This window comes from Dyella halodurans, from assembly GCF_026283925.1.
GTDB lineage: Bacteria > Pseudomonadota > Gammaproteobacteria > Xanthomonadales > Rhodanobacteraceae > Dyella > Dyella halodurans.
Window position 1 is genome coordinate 215,305 of record NZ_JAPDPF010000009.1, and the last position, 13,100, is coordinate 228,404.

Below are 13,100 nucleotides of genomic sequence, written 5' to 3' on the forward strand. Positions count from 1 at the left end.
ATTACTTCGAGTAAAGCTCGACGATCAGGCTCTCGTTGATATCGGACGGCAGATCACCGCGGTCCGGCATCGACTTGAACGTGCCCTCGAACTTCTTGGCATCGACTTCCACCCACTGGGGGCGCAGGTCCATGGTGTCAAACACGGTTGCCGCTTCCTGCACGCGCAGCTGGGTACGAGCACGCTCGGTGAGCGCCACTGCATCACCCGGACGCACCTGGTAGGAAGGAATGTTCACCTTCTTGCCATTGACCAGCACAGCCTTGTGGCTGACCAGCTGACGGGCCTGGGCACGCGTCACTGCGAAACCCATACGGTAGACAACGTTGTCCAGACGGCTCTCGAGCAGGCGCAGCAGGTTTTCACCCGTATTGCCCTTGAGGGTCGACGCCTTGGCGTAGTAGTTGCTGAACTGACGCTCAAGCACACCGTAGATGCGCTTGACCTTCTGCTTTTCACGCAGCTGGTTCGCATAGTCCGACATGCGCATGCGCTTGTTGGCGCCATGCTGGCCGGGCTTGTTTTCCAGCTTGCACTTGGAGTCGATGGCGCGAGCCGGACTCTTCAGGCTGAGATCTGCACCCTCACGACGGGCGAGTTTGCAGGTAGCTCCACGATAACGGGCCATGGGTATGCTCCTTAGACTCGACGCTTCTTGGGGGGACGGCAGCCGTTATGCGGAATCGGCGTGACGTCGATGATGTTGAGGACCTTGTAGCCCAGAGCGTTCAGCGAACGCACGGCCGACTCGCGGCCCGGGCCGGGGCCCTTGATGCGGACTTCCACGGTCTTCACGCCGTAGTCGCCAGCGGCGCGGCCAGCCTTTTCGGCGGCAACCTGCGCTGCAAACGGGGTCGACTTGCGCGAGCCGCGGAAACCCGCGCCGCCCGCCGTCGCCCACGACAGGGCATTGCCCTGGCGATCGGTGATCGTGACGATGGTGTTGTTGAAGGAGGCTTGCACGTGGGCCACGGCATCCGTGACAACGCGCTTGATCTTCTTCTTGGTCTTGACCGGCTTAGCCATATTCGGGATCCGTTACTTCTTGATCGCGCGACGAGGACCCTTGCGGGTACGTGCGTTGGTACGCGTGCGCTGGCCGCGCACCGGCAAACCACGACGATGGCGCAGGCCGCGGTAGCAACCCAGATCCATCAGACGCTTAATGGCGATACCCACTTCGCGACGAAGATCGCCTTCGACGACATACTTGCCGATTTCGTGACGAAGCTTCTCGACTTCGCCCTCACTCAGGGACTTGATCTGCGTGGTGGGAACCACGCCCGCGTCCACACAGACCTTCTTGGCCCGGCTGCGGCCGATCCCATAAATGCTTTGCAGGCCAACCCAGACATGCTTCTGGACCGGCAAATTGACACCCGCGATGCGCGCCATGATGTACTTTCTCCGATGCGTTTCGTGCGCGGTAAACGCGCAATTCTAACCTTAATTAACCCAACAGGAAAGCCCTGCGGCACCCAGGTGCCGCCACTCTCCGATCCGGACCAAGCTCTACCACCCCAGCAGCCATCAGTTGCGGCGGAGATTGGCCTTCTTGAGCAGACTTTCGTACTGGTGACTGACCAAGTGCGCCTGCACCTGAGCAGTAAAATCCATCACCACAACCACCACGATCAGCAGAGAGGTGCCGCCGAAGTAGAACGGGACGTGCCAAGCTTTTTGCATGAACGATGGAACCAGACAGACCAGCACCAGGTACAACGCGCCGACACCGGTGAGACGGGTCATGACGTTGTCGATGTAGTCCGCCGTAGAGCGGCCCGGGCGGATGCCCGGAATCAGAGCGCCGGAGCGCTTCAGATTGTCTGCAGTTTCTTGCGAATTGAACACGATCGCCGTGTAGAAGAAGGCGAACGTGATCACCAGCACTGCAAAGACGATGTCGTACAGAGGCTCGCCCGGGGTCAACGCCTGGGTCAGTTCCTGCACCCAGCGCGCCGGATGCCCAGCGCCGAACCAGCTCGCCGCGGTTGCCGGGAACAACAGCAGGCTCGAGGCGAAGATCGGCGGAATCACACCCGACATGTTGATCTTGAGCGGCAAATGCGAGGTCTGGTTCATATAGGCCCGCTGCCCGCCGGAGCGCCGTGCGTAGTTCACGGTAATGCGCCGCTGGGCGCGCTCCATGAAGACCACGAACGCCGTCACTGCGAGAATCAGACCCACCACCATGATCATCTTGATCACGGACAGCTCGCCGTTGCTTGCCATGGTCAGGGTATGCGCCACCGCACCGGGCAGGCCCGAGACGATGCCGGCGAAGATCAGCAGCGAAATGCCGTTGCCGATACCACGCTCGGTGATCTGCTCACCCAGCCACATCAGGAACATCGTGCCGGCCGTGAGGCCAACCACCGACGACATGACGAAACCCATGCCAGGCGTATACACCACCGGCGCGCCACCCAGGGCGGTCTGCTTCTGCAACGCCATGGCGATGCTGAACGCCTGGAACGCCGCCAGACCGACCGTGCCGAAGCGTGTGTAGGTGGTCATCTTGCGACGACCTGCCTCACCTTCCTTGCGCAGGGCCTGCAGGCTCGGGATCACCGAACCCATCATCTGCACCACGATGGAGGCAGAGATGTACGGCACCACGCCGAGCGCGAACACCGAGAAGCGTGCCAGCGAGCCACCCGAGAACATGTTGAACATGTTCATCAGGCCGCCGCCCTGCTCGATGAGGTTCGTCATGGCTTCCGGATTGACGCCGGGAACCGGGATGAAGGAACCGAGACGGAAGACGATCAGCGCACCAATCACAAAGAAGATGCGCTGACGCAGTTCCGTCAGCTTGCCGAGCGATCCGAGCGATGTGCCCTGGGCTGACGCCACGTGATTACTCCACGCTGCCGCCGGCAGCTTCAATCGCTGCCTTGGCGCCGGCCGTGGCGAGCACGCCGGAAAGCTTGACCGCACGGCCGATTTCGCCCTTGGCGACGACCTTGACCTTCTTGGCGCGGCTGTCGATGAGACCGGCCTGGTGCAGGACGATCGCGTCGATCACGTCAGCCTTGAGGGAGGCGAGCTGGTACAGGAACACTTCCTGGCTCTCGGCCTTCTTCAGCGAACGGAAACCGACCTTCGGCAGGCGGCGCTGCAGCGGCATCTGGCCGCCTTCGAAACCGTACTTGTGGGTACCGCCCGCGCGAGCGTGCTGACCCTTGTGACCGCGACCGGCGGTCTTGCCCAGGCCCGAACCGATACCGCGACCCACGCGAAGGCGGGTCTTGCGGGAACCGGCGGCCGGCTTGATGTCATTAAGACGCATGATGCTTACTCCTCGACCCGCACCAGGTAATAGACCGTGTTGATCAAGCCACGCACTTGCGGGCTGTCCTTCAATTCACGGACATCGTTGAGCTTGTTCAGGCCGAGCGCCTTCACGCTCAGGCGATGACGGCTCTGCACACCGCGCAGGCCCTTGACCAGGCGCACGCGCACGGTGGCGGCGGTTTCGTTGTTCTTAGCCATTGCCCAGCACCTCTTCCAGGGTCTTGCCGCGCTTGGCAGCGATCTGCTTCGGCGAGGCAACGGCCTGCAGGCCCTTGATGGTGGCGCGCACCAGATTGATCGGGTTGCGCGAACCAACGGCCTTGGCCAGCACGTTCTTCACACCGACCACTTCCAGCACAGCGCGCATGGCGCCGCCGGCGATGACGCCGGTACCTTCGGAAGCCGGCTGCATGAACACGCGGGCTGCGCCGTGGTTGGCCTTGATGGCGTACCAAAGGGTGCCGTTGTTCAGATCGATGTTCACCATGTTGCGACGGGCGCGTTCCATGGCCTTGGAGATGGCGACCGGCACTTCACGCGCCTTGCCATAGCCGAAGCCGACCTTGCCCTCGCCGTCGCCGACCACGGTCAGCGCGGTGAAGCTCATTTGGCGGCCACCCTTGACGGTCTTGGCCACGCGGTTGACGGCAATCAGCTTTTCCAGCAGGCCGTCTGAATTTTCGCGATCGGTAGAAGACATGTTCTTTTCCGTATGCCCGGCGAACCGGGACTTTGCTTGCGGCTGAGCCGCTTGGAGTTGTAGGTACTTCAGGTGGAATCAAGCGCCGACGGTTGCCGGCGCCGAACTCCGACCGGCTTAGAACTTCAAGCCGGCTTCGCGAGCCGCATCGGCCAGAGCCTTGATGCGACCGTGGTAACGGAAGCCCGAGCGATCGAACGCCACAGCTTCAATACCAGCAGCCAGCGCGCGCTCGGCCACCGCCTTGCCGACGGCCTGGGCCGCCTCAAGGTTCTTGGTGCCCTTCAGGCCCTCAGCCACCGACTTCTGCACCGTGGAGGCCGCAGCCACCACGTTCTTGCCGGAAGCGTCGAACACCTGTGCGTACAGGTGCTGACCGGTGCGATGCACCGACAGGCGCGCGACACCGAGCGTACGGATGTGCGAGCGGGTCGACTTGGCGCGACGCAGACGGGATTCGTTCTTGTTCATAGTCATAGTTCCTGGAAGCGGATCGGCAAGTAGTTGCGGTTCTTTGTGAAGAGTGCGGCCATGGATGGCCGCCCCCACACGCAGGGACAGCGTACTAACTCACTTAAGCCTTCTTGGCTTCCTTCAGCGTGATCTTCTCGCCCGAGTAACGAACGCCCTTGCCCTTATAGGGCTCCGGCGGACGGAACGAACGGATCTTGGCAGCCACCTCACCCACGCGCTGCTTGTCCGAACCCTTGATCAGGATTTCGGTCTGCGTCGGGGTTTCGATGCTGATACCTTCCGGCGCTTCGAACACGACCGGATGGGAGAAGCCCAGGGCGATGTTCAGCGACTTGCCGGCCATCGAGGCGCGGTAACCCACGCCGACCAGCTCGAGCTTGCGCTCATAACCGTCGGAAACACCCTTGACCATGTTGGCGACCAGCGCGCGCAGGGTACCGCCGAACTTGTCGTCAGCACCTTCGGCAACCTGGATCGTGGCCACGCCGTTGTCGACGACCACGGAAGCGCCCGGAAGCGCGTGGGTCGACAGGGTGCCCTTGGCGCCCTTGACGGTGATGCCGTTGGCATCGACCTTGAGCTCCACGCCCTTCGGCAGGGAAATCGGTTTCTTGGCTACACGGGACATCGTCGGCTCCTTATGCGACCAGACCGATAACTTCGCCGCCCAGACCCTTGGCACGGGCCTGCGCGTCGGTCAGCAGACCGGCAGAAGTCGAGATGATCGAAATACCGAGACCGCCAAGGACCTTCGGCAACTCGTCCTTGCCGCGATAGACGCGGAGGCCGGAGCGGCTGATACGGCTAATGGTCTCAATGGCCGGACGGCCTTCGAAATACTTGAGCTTGATCTCGAGCACCGGCTTGCCCTCCTCGGTGGAGGTCTTGGCGTCGAGGATATAGCCCTCATTCTTGAGAAGGTTGGCGATCGCCACCTTCAGCTTCGACGATGGCATGTTTACGGCCTGCTTGCCCGTGAGCTGGGCATTGCGGATGCGCGTAAACAGATCGGCGATGGGATCAGTCATGCTCATGAAAACATCCTTCAGAGTGCACCGATATCCGAAAAACCGGAAATCAATTCAATTGTGAGCCGGCATAGCGCCGGTCTGCTTGATGCAGACCATCGACTATAGCAGCTTTTTCCGATTTTGCGAACATCCGTGCGTCAATCGCACCAACAGCGGCAGGCCCAGGCCCGCCACTGCATCGAGTGAGGACGGACCGAAGCCCGTCATCGCCCAGTTTGAGGTCTTACCAGCTGGCCTTGCGCAGGCCAGGAACGTCACCACGCATGGTGGCTTCGCGCAGCTTGTTGCGGCCGAGGCCGAACTTCTGGTACACGGCGCGCGGACGACCAGTCAGAGCGCAGCGGGTGCGCTGGCGAGACGGGCTCGCGTCGCGCGGCAGCTTCTGCAGCTTGGTCTGGGCTTCCATCTTCTCCTCGTAGGAGGCGGTGGGGCTCAGCACGATCGCCTTCAGTTCGGCGCGCTTGGCGGCGTACTTCTTGACGAGCTTGGTCCGCTTGATATCGCGGTTGACCATCGAGGTCTTTGCCATAGGTATCTCTCGCGTGTATCAGTTGCGGAACGGGAAGCTGAAGGCTTCCAGCAACGCCTTGGCTTCTTCGTCGGTCTTGGCGGTGGTGGTGATGGAGATATCCATGCCACGCAGCGCGTCGATCGCGTCGAAATCGATTTCGGGGAAGATGATCTGTTCCTTCACACCGAAGTTGTAGTTGCCACGGCCGTCGAAGGCGCGACCGGACACACCACGGAAGTCGCGCGTACGCGGCAGCGAGATGTTGATCAGGCGGTCGAGGAACTCCCACATCTGGGCGCGGCGCAAGGTGACCTTGCAACCAATCGGCCAGCCGTCGCGGATCTTGAACGAGGCGACGGAAACGCGCGCCTTGGTCGTGATCGGCTTCTGACCGGCGATCTTCGCCATGTCGGCCACGGCGTTCTCGAGCACTTTCTTGTTGCCCGCCGCTTCGCCCACGCCCATGTTCAGCGTGATCTTGGTGATGCGGGGAACCTGCATCACGTTCTCGTAGCCGAAGCGCTCGGTGAGCTTCTTCACTACCTGGTCTTTATAAAAACTTTCAAGGCGCGTCATGATTGATTCCTTACGCGTCCACGACCTCGCCAGACGAACGGAACACGCGGACCTTGCGCCCATCAGAGAGCGTCTTGGCACCTACGCGTTCACCCTTGTTCGTGGCGGGGTTGAACAGCTGCACGTTGGAGATATGGATCGAAGCCTCACGCTCGACGATGCCGCCGGCCTGGTTGGCCTGCGGATTCGGCTTGGTGTGACGCTTGATCAGATTCACGTTGGAGACGAACACGCGATCGCCATCAACGCGCAGCACGTCGCCGCGCTGACCCTTGTTTTTGCCGGTGATCACGAGGACCTGATCACCCTTGCGGATACGGTTCATGGTCTGATCTCCGCTCAGAGCACTTCGGGCGCGAGAGAGACGATCTTCATGAACTTCTCGCTGCGCAGCTCGCGAGTGACCGGTCCGAAAATACGGGTGCCGATCGGCTCGAGCTTGTTGTTGAGGAGCACCGCTGCATTGCCGTCGAAACGGATCAGCGAGCCATCGGGACGGCGCACACCCTTGGCGGTACGAACCACCACGGCGTTGTACACCTCACCCTTCTTCACCTTGCCACGGGGGATGGCATCTTTCACGGTGACCTTGATCACGTCACCGATGGCGGCGTAACGGCGCTTGGAGCCGCCGAGCACCTTGATGCACATCAGTTCACGTGCGCCGCTGTTGTCCGCTGCGGAAAGCGTGCTTTGCATCTGGATCATGTTTGCACCCTCCCTTAGACGGCAGCGCGCGTGATGATTTCAACCACGCGGTGATGTTTGGTCTTGGACAAGGGGCGGCACTCGGCGATGCGGACGAGGTCACCCTCGTTCGCGCCCAGGTCGTCCTGCGCATGCAGCTTGGTCGAACGTCGAATGATCTTGCCGATCAGCGGATGCTGTTCCTGGCGCTCGATCAGGACGGTGACCGTCTTGTCCATCTTGTTGCTGATGACGCGGCCCTCGAGGGTGCGCGTCTGCTTCTTGTTGTCGCTCATATCGGCCGTCCCTTACTTCTTGCCGCCGAGCACGAACTTCGTGCGGGCGATGTCGCGCCGAACGCGGCGCAGCTGGTGCGGCTGGTTGAGCTGGCCGGTGCCTTTCTGCATGCGCAGGTTGAACTGCTCTTTACGCAGATCCAGCAGATGCTTGTTCAGCTCTTCGGCCGTCTTGGTGGTTAGTTCTTTGATGGCCATATCACATCACCGCCCGGGTCACGAATTGGGTCTGGACCGAGAGCTTGGCAGCAGCCAGGCGGAACGCCTCGCGTGCAGTTGCCTCGTCGATACCCTCGATTTCATAAAGCATGCGGCCCGGCTGGATCGGGGCTACCCAGTACTCGACGCCACCCTTACCTGCACCCATTCGAACTTCGATGGGCTTCTTGGTGATCGGCTTGTCGGGGTAGACACGGATCCAGAGCTTGCCACCACGCTTGACGAAGCGGGTGATGCAACGACGGGCGGCCTCGATCTGGCGTGCGGTCAGCGCGCCGTGCGTGGTTGCCTTCAGGCCATACTCGCCAAAACTGACGAGGTTGGAGCAGAAGGCCAGACCGTCGTTACGGCCCTTGAACTGCTTACGGTATTTGGTTCGCTTAGGTTGCAGCATGGCAACTCTCCTTACTTCGCCGTCCGCTCGCGACGGCCTTCACCGCCCTCGCGACGCGCATCACGACGACCCTCACCACCCTCACGGCGCGGCTGGGACTGCTCTTCCTTCGACTCCTGGCTGATCTGGGACAGATCGAAGATCTCGCCCTTGTAGACCCACACCTTGATGCCGATGATGCCGTAGGTGGTCTTCGCCTCGGCGAAGCCGTAATCGATGTCGGCGCGCAGCGTATGCAGCGGCACGCGACCTTCACGGCTCCATTCGGAACGGGCAATCTCGGCGCCGTTCAGACGGCCAGAGACATTGATCTTGATACCCAGGGCGCCCAGGCGCATCGCATTGCCGACCGCACGCTTCATGGCGCGGCGGAACATGATGCGACGCTCCAGCTGCTGCGCGATCGACTCGGCAACCAGCTGCGCGTCCAGCTCAGGCTTGCGCACTTCGCTGACGTTGATGTGCGCCGGAACGCCCATCATGTCGCTCACTTCCTTGCGCAGCTTCTCGATATCCTCGCCCTTCTTGCCGATCACCACGCCCGGACGGGCGGTGTGGATCGTCACGCGTGCGGTCTTGGCCGGACGCTCGATGAGGATCTTCGAAATGCCGGCCTGAGCCAGCTTCTTGCGCAGCATCTCACGGACCTTAAGGTCGGCCGCGAGGTACTGGGCGTATTCGCCCTTATTGGCGTACCACTTCGAGTTCCAGTCCTTGGCAATGCCGAGGCGGATACCGGTGGGATGAACTTTATGACCCATCGTCTACGTCCTCAGTCAGTTGCCAACGACCACAGTGATGTGGCTCGTGCGCTTCAGGATGCGGGAACCGCGGCCTTTGGCGCGGGCGTACATACGCTTCATCGCCGGACCTTCGTCCACGAAGATGCGCGAGACCTTCAGCTCGTCCACATCAGCGCCGAGGTTGTTCTCGGCGTTGGCGACGGCCGACAGCAGCACCTTGCGAACAAGGGTTGCGGCCTTCTTGTTGGTGAATTGCAGCACATCGCTGGCCCGGCCCACGGGCATACCGCGGACCAGATCGGCAACCAGGCGTGCCTTCTGCGCCGAAATGCGGGCGCTGCGCAGGATCGCTTTGGCTTCAGTGCTCATCACTTGCCCTTCTTATCGCCGCCATGGCCCTTGAAGGTACGGGTCACTGCGAACTCGCCGAGCTTGTGCCCGACCATGTTCTCATTGACCAGCACGGGGACATGCTGACGGCCATTGTGGATGGCGATGGTCAGGCCGACCATCTCCGGCAGGATCATCGAGCGGCGCGACCAGGTCTTGATCGGACGCTTGTTGTTGGCGGAAACGGCGGCTTCCACCTTCTTTACGAGGTGCAGGTCGACAAACGGACCTTTCTTTAGAGAGCGCGGCATAATCGTTTCCTATTACTTGCGACGACGCACGATGAACTGCTGGGTGCGCTTGTTATTGCGCGTCTTGTAACCCTTGGTCGGCGTACCCCACGGGCTGACCGGATGACGGCCGCCGGAGGTCTTGCCTTCACCACCGCCATGCGGATGGTCGACCGGGTTCATCACCACACCGCGAACGGTCGGACGGATGCCCAACCAACGCTTGGCGCCAGCCTTGCCCAGCTTCTTCAAGCTGTGCTCGCTGTTGCCGACTTCGCCGATGGTGGCGCGGCAGTCGACCGGCACGCGGCGCATCTCGCCGGAGCGCAGACGCAGCGTGGCGTAACCCGACTCGCGGGCGACCAGCTGGACCGAAGCGCCGGCGGAACGAGCGATCTGCGCGCCCTTGCCCGGCTTCATCTCGATGCAGTGGATCGTGCTACCGACCGGGATGGCGCGCAGCGGCAGGCTGTTGCCGGCCTTGATCGGCGCGTCGCTGCCGGACACCAGGCGGTCACCCGCCTGCACGCCCTTCGGCGCGATGATGTAACGGCGCTCGCCGTCGGCGTAGCACAGCAACGCGATGTGCGCGGTGCGGTTCGGATCGTATTCAATGCGCTCGACGCGGGCGGCAATGCCTTCCTTGTCGCGCTTGAAGTCGATGATGCGGTAACGCTGCTTGTGACCGCCACCCTGGTGACGAACGGTGATGCGACCGTAGTGGTTGCGACCGCCGTTCTTGGTCTTTGCCTCGGTCAACGCCGCGTACGGCGCGCCCTTGTGCAGACCCTCGGTGCGGACGCTGACTGCGTCGCGGCGTCCTGGGGAGGTCGGCTTATGAGTGATCAGTGCCATCTCAATTCAACTCCTGGCTCAGGCCTTGGACGACACGTCGATGGTCTGACCATCGGCGAGGCGAACATAGGCCTTGCGCTTGCCCTGGCGATTGCCAGCGCGAAAACGGAAGGACTTAACCTTGCCCTTGGCATTGACGAGGTTCACCTGCTCGACCTTGACGTCGAACATCTGTTCCACCGCAGCGCGGACATCGGCCTTGGTTGCCTCGGGGGCGACCACGAATACGTACTGGTTCTTCTCGGCCAGGCGCGCGGCCTTTTCCGAGATGTGCGGCGCACGCAGCGTATTCAGAATGCGTTCGTTGCTCATGCCAGCCACTCCTCGATCTTCTTCACCGCATCGACGGTCATGACGATGTGGTCCGAACCGACCAGGCTGACCGGGTTCAGCGCCAGCACGTCCACCACGTGGATGTACGGGATGTTGCGCGCGGCCAGGAAGGTGGCTTCGTTGGCGTCTTCCGACACCAGCAGCACACGACCCGAGACCTGCAGCTCAGCCAGCTTGGCGACCATCGCCTTGGTCTTCGGGGTGTCGATGCCGAAGCTCTCGACGACCTTCAGACGGTCCTGGCGCACCAGCTCGGACAGGATCGAACGGATGGCAACGCGATACGACTTGCGGTTGACCTTCTGCTCGTAGCTGCGCGGCTTGGCAGCGAACGTGCGGCCACCACCGACAAAGATCGGTGCACGGTAGTCACCGTGACGGGCGCCGCCGCCCTTCTGCTTCTTGAACTTCTTGGTGGTACCGGACATTTCGCCGCGCGAAAGCTGCGACTGGGTGCCGGCACGGCCGCCCGCCTGATAGGCGACGACGACCTGGTGGATCAGGGCCTGCTTGAGCTCACCGCCGAACACTTCGTCCGACACGTTGAGCGGCTTGGCGCCAATAACATTGAGTTCCATGGCGTCTCTCCTCAACCCTTGGTCGTCGGACGGATGACGACGTCGCCGCCGGTAGCACCCGGCACCGCGCCCTTCACCGCGATCAGATGACGCTCGGCGTCGACCTTGACCACTTCCAGGCCCTGCTGCGTGCGGTTCACCGCACCCATGTGGCCTGCCATCTTCTTGCCCGGGAACACGCGACCCGGGGTCTGGCGCTGACCGATAGAACCCGGCGCACGATGCGACAGCGAGTTACCGTGGGTCGCGTCGCCCATGGTGAAGTGGTGACGCTTGATCGCGCCCTGGAAGCCCTTGCCCTTCGACACGCCGGCCACGTCAACAATCTGACCGACCTGGAACACGTCATCGGCCTTGATCTCGGCGCCCACGCTGTACTTGCCGAGATCGTCGGCAGACACGCGGAACTCCCACAGACCACGACCCGGCTCGACCTTCGCCTTGGCGTAGTGACCCTTCAGCGGCTGCGTCAGCAGGCTGGCGCGCTTGACGCCGGCTGCGACCTGCACAGCGCTGTAGCCATCGTTATCTTCCGTCTTCAGCTGGGTGACGCGATTCGGGGTGGCTTCAATCAGCGTCACCGGAATCGAGCGTCCATCTTCAGTGAAGAGTCGGCTCATGCCGCACTTGCGGCCAACTAGTCCGATACTCATCTTCGTATCCTATCTATCGCTCAGCCGAGCTTGATCTGAACATCTACGCCAGCGGCGAGATCAAGCTTCATGAGCGCGTCCACGGTCTTGTCGTTGGGGTCGACGATGTCCAAAACGCGCTTGTGCGTACGGGTCTCGTACTGGTCGCGGGCATCTTTGTCGACGTGCGGCGACACCAGAATGGTGTAACGCTCGATCTTGGTCGGGAGCGGAATCGGACCGAGTACCGTAGCGCCGGTGCGCTTGGCCGTCTCGACGATTTCGCTGGCCGAACGGTCGATCAGACGATGATCGAACGCCTTGAGCCGAATGCGAATCTTTTGGTTCGCCATAAACCGTGTCCTGTTATCGAAAGAACAAATACTGTGAACCGGGATGGCTTCTCGCCGCCCCGCACAACCCATTCGTCGCTGCAGTACTGCAAGTCAATCGCGACGAGCGACTACGTGCCGCATGATTGACCCTAAAAGACTAGGCAGGCCCTATTCGGGCCCGCCCAGACGGAAAAGTATAAAACACGCGAAATGCTTCGGTCAACAGAGCGTCATACCCCGTTGCCCCAAGCCTCTCTTGTGCACGACCATCCAGGTCAGCGAACTCGAAGCACTTCCTGTGCCTCATTTCGCAGTGTTGTCGACCGCAACCCAGGGTTCGTCGACGGGCAAGCCCTATACTATAGCTTAAGAATCGCCCGGAGGAAAGGCTGACTCGGCCTCCTCCGGCGATCCCTTCAGGCGGCCCTGCCCATCCGGGCGGGCCAGCCTGTGTCGCCGTCGTAACGACAGCGACTGGAACGACTTACTTGATGACCTTGGCCACCACGCCGGCGCCGACGGTGCGGCCGCCTTCGCGAATGGCGAAACGCAGGCCTTCGTCCATCGCGATCGGGTGGATCAGGGACACCACCATCTTCACGTTGTCGCCCGGCATCACCATCTCCACGCCTTCCGGCAGCTGGCAGGCGCCAGTCACGTCGGTGGTGCGGAAGTAGAACTGCGGACGGTAACCCTTGAAGAACGGCGTATGACGGCCACCCTCGTCCTTCGACAGCACATAGACCTCAGCCTCGAAGTCGGTGTGCGGGGTGATCGTGCCCGGCTTGGCCAGCACCTGGCCACGCTCCACGTCGTCGC

26 protein-coding genes are annotated in these 13,100 nt (G+C 61.9%); all 26 read right to left on the reverse strand.

Features of this window, described 5'->3' with window-relative positions:
- Position 1: 1 nt before the first annotated feature.
- Complete coding sequence (gene rpsD / locus OUZ49_RS17755) at positions 2–628, reverse strand: 30S ribosomal protein S4 (protein ID WP_266151943.1); 627 nt, start codon at positions 626–628, stop codon at positions 2–4.
- 11 nt (positions 629–639) lie between these two features.
- On the reverse strand, positions 640–1,026 hold the full coding sequence (gene rpsK / locus OUZ49_RS17760; protein WP_007513384.1) for a 30S ribosomal protein S11: 387 nt from the start codon (positions 1,024–1,026) through the stop codon (positions 640–642).
- A gap of 12 nt (positions 1,027–1,038) precedes the next feature.
- Entirely contained in the window at positions 1,039–1,395 is a 357-nt protein-coding gene (gene rpsM / locus OUZ49_RS17765; protein WP_109126884.1) for a 30S ribosomal protein S13, read from the reverse strand.
- A gap of 135 nt (positions 1,396–1,530) precedes the next feature.
- Positions 1,531–2,856 carry a preprotein translocase subunit SecY gene (gene secY / locus OUZ49_RS17770; protein WP_266151945.1) on the reverse strand — a complete coding sequence of 442 codons (1,326 nt, stop codon included), beginning with the start codon at positions 2,854–2,856 and terminating at the stop codon, positions 1,531–1,533.
- A gap of 4 nt (positions 2,857–2,860) precedes the next feature.
- Positions 2,861–3,292, reverse strand: coding sequence for a 50S ribosomal protein L15 (gene rplO / locus OUZ49_RS17775; protein ID WP_266151946.1), 432 nt, complete (start codon positions 3,290–3,292; stop codon positions 2,861–2,863).
- Between the two features lie 5 nt (positions 3,293–3,297).
- Positions 3,298–3,495: a 50S ribosomal protein L30 gene (gene rpmD, locus OUZ49_RS17780; protein ID WP_114239844.1), complete on the reverse strand. Its 198-nt coding sequence runs from the start codon at positions 3,493–3,495 to the stop codon at positions 3,298–3,300.
- Positions 3,488–3,997: a 30S ribosomal protein S5 gene (gene rpsE, locus OUZ49_RS17785; RefSeq protein ID WP_266151948.1), complete on the reverse strand. Its 510-nt coding sequence runs from the start codon at positions 3,995–3,997 to the stop codon at positions 3,488–3,490. Before rpsE ends, rpmD begins: the two co-directional genes overlap by 8 nt.
- 117 nt (positions 3,998–4,114) lie before the next feature.
- Positions 4,115–4,474, reverse strand: coding sequence for a 50S ribosomal protein L18 (rplR, locus tag OUZ49_RS17790; RefSeq protein WP_266151949.1), 360 nt, complete (start codon positions 4,472–4,474; stop codon positions 4,115–4,117).
- 97 nt (positions 4,475–4,571) lie between these two features.
- Positions 4,572–5,099, reverse strand: a complete 528-nt coding sequence (rplF, locus tag OUZ49_RS17795) for a 50S ribosomal protein L6 (RefSeq protein WP_266151950.1) — start codon at positions 5,097–5,099, stop codon at positions 4,572–4,574.
- 10 nt (positions 5,100–5,109) lie between these two features.
- The gene (gene rpsH / locus OUZ49_RS17800) at positions 5,110–5,505 is read right to left on the reverse strand and encodes a 30S ribosomal protein S8 (RefSeq protein ID WP_266151951.1); all 396 of its coding nucleotides are present in this window, start codon (positions 5,503–5,505) and stop codon (positions 5,110–5,112) included.
- 220 nt (positions 5,506–5,725) lie between these two features.
- Positions 5,726–6,031 (reverse strand): 30S ribosomal protein S14, encoded by a 306-nt coding sequence (gene rpsN / locus OUZ49_RS17805; RefSeq protein ID WP_131406561.1) that lies wholly within the window; start codon positions 6,029–6,031, stop codon positions 5,726–5,728.
- A gap of 18 nt (positions 6,032–6,049) precedes the next feature.
- A complete protein-coding gene (gene rplE, locus OUZ49_RS17810; protein ID WP_266151962.1) occupies positions 6,050–6,592 on the reverse strand; it encodes a 50S ribosomal protein L5 in 543 nt (180 codons plus the stop codon).
- Between the two features lie 7 nt (positions 6,593–6,599).
- Positions 6,600–6,914: a 50S ribosomal protein L24 gene (gene rplX / locus OUZ49_RS17815; RefSeq protein WP_266151952.1), complete on the reverse strand. Its 315-nt coding sequence runs from the start codon at positions 6,912–6,914 to the stop codon at positions 6,600–6,602.
- A gap of 14 nt (positions 6,915–6,928) precedes the next feature.
- Positions 6,929–7,297, reverse strand: coding sequence for a 50S ribosomal protein L14 (rplN, locus tag OUZ49_RS17820; RefSeq protein ID WP_038620422.1), 369 nt, complete (start codon positions 7,295–7,297; stop codon positions 6,929–6,931).
- 14 nt (positions 7,298–7,311) lie between these two features.
- The gene (gene rpsQ, locus OUZ49_RS17825) at positions 7,312–7,572 is read right to left on the reverse strand and encodes a 30S ribosomal protein S17 (protein ID WP_266151953.1); all 261 of its coding nucleotides are present in this window, start codon (positions 7,570–7,572) and stop codon (positions 7,312–7,314) included.
- A 12-nt stretch (positions 7,573–7,584) separates the two neighbouring features.
- Positions 7,585–7,770 (reverse strand): 50S ribosomal protein L29, encoded by a 186-nt coding sequence (gene rpmC / locus OUZ49_RS17830; protein WP_266151954.1) that lies wholly within the window; start codon positions 7,768–7,770, stop codon positions 7,585–7,587.
- A gap of 1 nt (position 7,771) precedes the next feature.
- Positions 7,772–8,185 carry a 50S ribosomal protein L16 gene (rplP, locus tag OUZ49_RS17835; RefSeq protein WP_266151955.1) on the reverse strand — a complete coding sequence of 138 codons (414 nt, stop codon included), beginning with the start codon at positions 8,183–8,185 and terminating at the stop codon, positions 7,772–7,774.
- Positions 8,186–8,196: 11 nt separating this feature from the next.
- Positions 8,197–8,946, reverse strand: a complete 750-nt coding sequence (gene rpsC / locus OUZ49_RS17840) for a 30S ribosomal protein S3 (RefSeq protein WP_266151956.1) — start codon at positions 8,944–8,946, stop codon at positions 8,197–8,199.
- 15 nt (positions 8,947–8,961) lie between these two features.
- On the reverse strand, positions 8,962–9,297 hold the full coding sequence (gene rplV / locus OUZ49_RS17845) for a 50S ribosomal protein L22 (protein WP_131406549.1): 336 nt from the start codon (positions 9,295–9,297) through the stop codon (positions 8,962–8,964).
- Complete coding sequence (gene rpsS, locus OUZ49_RS17850) at positions 9,297–9,569, reverse strand: 30S ribosomal protein S19 (protein WP_017461870.1); 273 nt, start codon at positions 9,567–9,569, stop codon at positions 9,297–9,299. The genes rplV and rpsS overlap by 1 nt, the downstream gene beginning before the upstream one ends.
- 12 nt (positions 9,570–9,581) lie before the next feature.
- Positions 9,582–10,403: a 50S ribosomal protein L2 gene (gene rplB / locus OUZ49_RS17855; protein ID WP_266151957.1), complete on the reverse strand. Its 822-nt coding sequence runs from the start codon at positions 10,401–10,403 to the stop codon at positions 9,582–9,584.
- Positions 10,404–10,421: 18 nt separating this feature from the next.
- Positions 10,422–10,715 (reverse strand): 50S ribosomal protein L23, encoded by a 294-nt coding sequence (gene rplW / locus OUZ49_RS17860; protein WP_130619922.1) that lies wholly within the window; start codon positions 10,713–10,715, stop codon positions 10,422–10,424.
- Positions 10,712–11,314: a 50S ribosomal protein L4 gene (gene rplD, locus OUZ49_RS17865; protein ID WP_266151958.1), complete on the reverse strand. Its 603-nt coding sequence runs from the start codon at positions 11,312–11,314 to the stop codon at positions 10,712–10,714. Before rplD ends, rplW begins: the two co-directional genes overlap by 4 nt.
- 11 nt (positions 11,315–11,325) lie before the next feature.
- Positions 11,326–11,967 (reverse strand): 50S ribosomal protein L3, encoded by a 642-nt coding sequence (gene rplC / locus OUZ49_RS17870; protein ID WP_130619920.1) that lies wholly within the window; start codon positions 11,965–11,967, stop codon positions 11,326–11,328.
- A gap of 20 nt (positions 11,968–11,987) precedes the next feature.
- Entirely contained in the window at positions 11,988–12,299 is a 312-nt protein-coding gene (rpsJ, locus tag OUZ49_RS17875) for a 30S ribosomal protein S10 (RefSeq protein ID WP_014402136.1), read from the reverse strand.
- Between the two features lie 466 nt (positions 12,300–12,765).
- On the reverse strand, positions 12,766–13,100 hold a 335-nt coding region (locus OUZ49_RS17880; protein ID WP_484489078.1), incomplete at its 5' end, for an EF-Tu C-terminal domain-related protein.